This is a genomic window from Pedobacter sp. PF22-3, assembly GCF_026239555.1.
Classification (GTDB): Bacteria; Bacteroidota; Bacteroidia; order Sphingobacteriales; family Sphingobacteriaceae; genus Pedobacter.
Map to the genome: position 1 here is coordinate 414,854 of NZ_JAPIVP010000003.1, position 6,952 is coordinate 421,805.

At 42.7% G+C, this 6,952-nt stretch carries 1 protein-coding gene; it reads left to right on the forward strand.

What is annotated here, in order from left to right; translation table 11 throughout:
* Nucleotides 1-302: 302 nt before the first annotated feature.
* On the forward strand, nucleotides 303-6,952 hold a 6,650-nt coding region (locus OQX63_RS06490; RefSeq protein WP_265850082.1), incomplete at its 3' end, for a PKD-like domain-containing protein.

The following is a 6,952-nucleotide window of genomic DNA, read 5'->3' on the forward strand; positions in this document are numbered from 1 at the left end:
TGGCCATTAAAGAGCAGAGTCATCTTATCTTTTTTCCTTTATTTTGTAGTATTGAAAAGACAGTTTTTGGTTTTTTAAGTTGCAATTTGCTTCCTCTTTAATCTTCAAAACTGGTTTTTAAAACATTGTCTGTCTCCTATAAAGTATGTTCATTTTCTGTAAAAAATCCTCGCCTGATTGGCTAACAGCTAAGCAGAGGATTTGTTTTAAGAAACCCTAACTTTTTCTAGACATAGTGCTCATCAAATGAGAAAATTTTAAGCAATATAAGCAATAACTACCAAAATATCCCACAGTGGAAAATGAATAAATTGATACAGCTCATCTCTTCAAGTTACCTCAAAGAAAACTATTTTAAACTAATAATCTTTTCATTGTTTTGTATGTTTTTTGCCTCTTCAGTTAGTGCACAGACTTACAAGAAACATTATATTGCTCCTGCTCCATGGCAGTACTTTACGGTGGCGAATGAATTAATCGTTTCTACAGTGAGTACAACACCGATTTCTGTTACCGTAAAAAAAAGTGATGGAACTTTAATTACCACGTTGAATAATGTGGTGGCAGGTACGCCGGCTAAATACAGATTTTCTGGTGCAGTTACCAGTTTTCCTTATTTTAATTTAAATACAAATATCAAAGCTGCCGGACTTATCGTAGAGGCTGCTTCAGCAATCAGCGTTAATATCAGGAACGTAGCATCCGATCAAAGTAACGATGATTATATCAAAGGTAATTCTTCCCTTTTCAGTTTTGGCGATGCGGCGATAGGAAATAAATTCAGGGTAGGTTATTATCGTGACGGTGAAATTTACACCAGTAACAATCCAAATTATTCCACAAGGCAGCATAAACCTGTTTACAGTGTGATGGCGATTGAAAATAGCACGGTTGTAAGTATAAACGGCGTGGCAACCACAACGTTAAATGCAGGGCAGAGTTACTTGTTTACAGCGGCTATGGGATCACTGGTTGAAACATCGGGACCAGCAGTGATGAATACCAGTGCGCAATTTGATGCACCAACCTATACCACAGAGTGTTATGATGGTGCGAGTAATCCGGTACCGCCCTTAACAGCGTTAGGGAACGAGTATGTAGTAGTCAGGGGTGCGGGAAATAACATTGCAGAACAAACTACGGTAATTGCGTCGGAAGCCAATACATCCATCACCGTTTACAATTTTAATACAGCAGGTATTTTACAGAGTACAAATACCTATAATTTGATTGCAGCAGGAAGTTTTGTAACCTTTCCAAATGGAATTGCAGGGGCAGGAAACAATAATCATCAGGACGGACAGGTTTACTCTTCAAGCCGGATTGTGTCCAATAAAAATGTAGTAGCTTATTCAGGTACCGCGCAAAATTGTGAGGTGGATGTGGCTACGCTGGCACCGATTTCTTCTTGCGGAGGATCAAAAAGAGTGGAAACAGTAAAATTCCGCGATTTAAACGAAAGTAGAGACCTGCCATACTTCTCTTATATTATTTTACAGGATCCTAATGCTGTCGTATGGTTGTCGACGGATAATGGTTACACCAATAAAAATATTGAAACCATTGCAGGCGTTGGGGTTAGAAGACAAATGGGTTCGACCGGGCAGTATATCATTGACTTTGATAATGATGAAATTGGAAATCCAAATGTCATAAGCCTTAGCAGTACTTCCAGGTTAACTGTTAATATGGTTCAGCAGGGCGGAGGATTTTCGATGTCGAATTTTCTTTCACCTTTTCCGGAAAAGGCATTGAAACCAACTTTCACACAAACTGATTGTGCTTCGGCCCTGTTAACCGCCGATCCTTCAAGTATTGCCCCTTTTCAGTGGTATTTAGATGGAGTTGCTATTCCTGGCGCCGTCAATAATACGTATGTGGCACCGGTTTCGGGAACATATACGGTAACTTCGAAATTAGATTGCGGAATGAGTGCACAATCTTTACCGATTACTGTTGCTTTATGTAACGTCGACCTGATAGGAGGTAAAACGGTTAGCGATCCTTCTCCGGGACTTGGAACAACTGTTACTTTTACAGTAACAATTAAAAACTCAAATGTTGCTTCAGGTACGGTTACCGGAACTGGAAATGCGATTGGGGTTTCTGCTACGGATTTATTGCCTGCAGGATATACTTATGTTTCAAGCACAGCCAGTACCGGTACTTCTTACAATCCATCTACGGGTTTATGGTCGATAGGAGCAATGGCGGCAGGAGAAACTAAAACATTAACCATTAACGCAAAGGTGGTTTCATCAAGTGTTACGGATGCCTATAAAAATACAGTAACCGTTACGGGTCCACAGAACGACCCTGTTTTGAGCAACAATACCGCATCAGCTACAGTTACTCCTGCTAATATTTCGCTGTACAGTGGAAATGACGCACAGGTAATCTGTAAAGGGAGTGCCATTACCGATGTAGTATATCAGTTAACAGGAAATCCGGTTTCGGCTGTAGTGACTAACCTGCCAGCAGGTACAAACGGTAATTATGATGCTGCTACAAAAAGAATTACCATAACGGGGATACCAACAGTTCCGGTAACTGGATCTCAAACCTATACCTATACAGTTATTGCCGATTACGGTTTATCATCAATTACTACAAATGGGAAGATTACGGTTGTCGGAACACTTGGTACACCAGTATTTGCAAGAGGGGCAACATCTACCAGATGTCAGGGATCAGGAGTAGAAAGTTATGTGGCAGCTGCTGCAAATAGTAATTCAATCAGTTATAGTATATCTCCTTCAGGCGCAGGGGTCATTAATTCGGCAACAGGCGAGGTAACCTGGTCGGCTGGTTATAGTGGTACTGCAACCATTACCGCATCAGCAACTAACACCTGCGGAACGCAAACGGCAAACCATACGGTAACGGTTACCTCAACAGGAACAATAACAGGTTCTGCAACGCAATGTTCTGGATCAAACGGAACCTTAACTTTAACCGGTGCACCTACAACTGTTGTGCGTTGGGAATCATCAACAGATAATGGCATCAGCTGGACACCAATTTCAAATACGACGACGACGTTAAACTATACCAACATTCAGGCTACCACAATTTACCATGCAATTGTTTCTGGTAACGGTTGTACCAATGCCATTTCTGGAGCAGCAACGGTAACCGTAACGCCGCGTCCGGTAATTACAAATCAAACTTATTATGTCTGCAAAACTGGTAGCTTTAGTTTTAGTCCGGTTTATGCGCCAAACGGAACAACTTATACCTGGTCGGCTCCCATACTTTCATCATCAAACCTTACTGGCGGAACAGCCGGTACAGGTCAGTCTTCTGTAAATCAAACCTTAACCAATTCAGGTACAACATTGCAGATGGCAACCTATACGGTTACACCAACTTACTCGGGGTGTGCAGGTAATACTTTTACTATAACGGTATATGTAGTGCCTACGCTTACTGCTTCGGCAACCGGAACAACCATTTGTTCATCATCTGCCTTTAATGTTACGCCGATTAGTAATGTAAATGGAACAACTTATGCCTGGACAGCGGCTTTAACTAATGGAACTGCCTCCGGGTTTTCGAACCAATCAACAGATGTTGCCGGACCAATTTCGCAAACCTTATTAAACACCTCTGGAGCTGATGCTACTGTACGTTATACAGTAACGCCATTTTACAATGGCTGTAGTGGAGCAACTTTTACTTTTGATGTGATCGTAAAAACGGCTACGCCTGCACCAACAGCGGACAATCAAACTTTCTGCGAGATTGCGAATGCAACGGTTGCCAACCTGGTAACTACATCAGGAACCAATATAAAATGGTACAGTACTCCGACCGGCGGAACGGCATTAGTTCCGACTGCTGCTTTGACCAACGGCACGTACTATGCGAGTCAAACGGCTAATAATTGCGAAAGTGCGGGCCGTGCCCAGATCACGGTAAGTATTACTGCTACGCCTGCACCAACAGCGGACAATCAAACTTTCTGCGAGATTGCGAATGCAACGGTTGCCAACCTGGTAACTACATCAGGAACCAATATAAAATGGTACAGTACTTCGACAGGCGGAACGGCATTAGCTTCAACAACGGCTTTAACCAACGGCACGTACTATGCGAGCCAAACGGCTAATAATTGCGAAAGTGCGGGCCGTGCCCAGATCACGGTAACTATTTATTCAACTCCAAAAGGATTTAACGACACCAAAACGTTAGATTGTACTGGCAATTTCAATTATAATCTTCAAACCGCAAATATCAGTAACATAGCCAATGGTGGAAATGCTGTGCCCGCTTCATTTACCTGGACAGTCAATTCCAACAGCAATGTAACTGGTGCAGCAAGCGGTACTGGTAATGCCATTAATCAAACTTTAATTAACAACAGTAATGCAGCGCAAACTATAACTTATACGGTAATACCGAGAGCGACGGGTGCAGGTACCTGCGAAGGCAATCCATTTACTATTACTGTAAATGTTCCTGTTTGTTCGTCGATCTCTATCACAAAGTTAGCCGATGTGGCTACTGTTAATCAGATTGGAAATACCATTAACTATACTGTAACTGTAGCCAATACCGGAAATGCCAGCCAAACCAATGTGGTGGTTAATGACCCGTTATTAGGTGGGACTTTGAGCAATCCGGTAAAAATAGGGAATACCGACAATATTTTAGAAAAAGGGGAGACCTGGACTTATAGCGGATCTTATACCGTTGCTCAGGTAGATTTAAACAACAATGGTAAACCTGTGAATAACTCGGGTAAAATTACTAATACGGCCAGTGTTCAGACTACAGAGTTGCCAATAGCAAAAACAGCAACTGCTGATGTTAATATTATCCTTTCGCCGGCTATTACTTTAGTTAAAACCAGTGCGCTTAACCTGAATGGCAATACCATCAACTATGTATTTACGGTAAAAAATACAGGTAACGTAACCCTTAATAACCTGGTGGTATCGGATAGTGAAATTACAGGAGCAATTACGTTGGGAGCTACAACGCTGGCTCCAGGCACCGGCACTACGGCTACCGCAACTTACACGATTTCTTCAGCAGAAAAAGCATTGGGTTCTGTGAGTAATACAGCAATCGTAACCGGTAAAAATCCTTTGAATGGAAATGTAACTGATGTTTCGGGTACCACGGCTGCCAATGATATGCCTACTGTAACACCTATAGGTGTTTATGCAGTTGATGACACCGGGACGTTAAATTCAGTAATTGGTGGTATTGCAGTCGGAAATGTTTTGGTTAACGATAAAGTGAATGGAAATCAGGCCACTTTAAGCAATGTAACCATCACGCAGATATCAAGCAGTAATCCTAATGTTTCCATCAATCCTGCTACTGGTGAGGTGAAGGTACTTCCATATACGCCAGTAGGCGACTATACGTTAGTTTACCAGATTGAGGATAAAGCAAATCCTGGAAATGTAAAACAGGCGAATGTTACGGTACATCTGATAAGCGGAGCTTTATTGGCTAAAGACGATGCCGGAACAGCGAACTCGGTAACCGGTGGAACTGCTATTACGAATGTTTTGGTCAATGATACTTATAACGGCACTACTACGGCTCCAACCTTAAATGATGTAACCATCACCAATGGTACGAATGACAGCAATGGAAAAGTAACGCTTGATCCAACTACAGGATCGGTAAGTGTTGCTGCGAATACCCCGGCTGGTGTTTATACCTTAACCTATACCATCACTGATAAACTGGATGCTTCTAAAACTTCTACTGCTACGGTAAAAGTAACGGTAGCTTCGGGTGCGATCTTAGCTAAAGATGATGCGGGGTCAGCGAACTCGGTAACCGGTGGCACAGCGGTAGCCAATGTTTTAACCAATGATGCTTATAACGGAACTACTACGGCTCCAACCTTGAATGATGTAACCATTACCAATGGCACCAACGACAGCAACGGAAAAGTAACCCTTGATCCAACTACAGGATCGGTAAGTGCTGCTGCGAATACCCCGGCTGGTGTTTATACCTTGACCTATACCATCACTGATAAACTGGATGCTTCTAAAACTTCGACCGCTACTGTAAAAGTAACGGTAGCTTCTGATGCGATCTTAGCTAAAGATGATGCGGGAACAGCGAACTCGGTAATCGGTGGAACATCGGTAGCCAATGTTTTAACCAATGATGCTTATAACGGAACTACTACGGCTCCAACCTTGAACGATGTAACCATCACCAATGGCACCAACGACAGCAACGGAAAAGTAACGCTTGATCCAACTACAGGATCGGTAAGTGTTGCTGCGAATACCCTGGCTGGTGTTTATACCTTAACCTATACCATCACCGATAAACTGGATGCAAGCAAAACTTCTACTGCAACGGTAAAAGTAACCGTGTCTTCTGGTGCGATCTTAGCTAAAGATGATGCGGGAACAGCGAACTCGATAATCGGTGGCACAGCGGTAGCCAATGTTTTGGCCAATGATACTTATAACGGTACTACTACTGCTCCAACCTTGAATGATGTAACCATTACCAATGGAACTAATGACAGCAATGGAAAAGTAACGCTTGATCCAACTACAGGATCGGTAAGTGTTGCTGCGAATACCCCGGCTGGTGTTTATACCTTAACTTATACCATCACCGATAAACTGGATGCAAGCAAAACTTCGACCGCAACGGTAAAAGTAACGGTGGCTTCTGGTGCGATCTTAGCTAAAGATGATGCAGGAACAGCAAACTCGGTAACCGGTGGAACTGCTCTTACGAATGTTTTGGCCAATGATACCTATAACGGCACTACTGCAGCTCCAATGCTGAATGATGTAACCATCACCAATGGCACGAACGACAGCAACGGAAAAGTAACGCTTGATCCAACCACAGGATCGGTAAGTGTTGCCGCGAATACCCCGGCCGGTGTTTATACCTTAACCTATACCATCACCGATAAACTGGATGCAAGCAAAACTTCTACTGCAACGGTAAG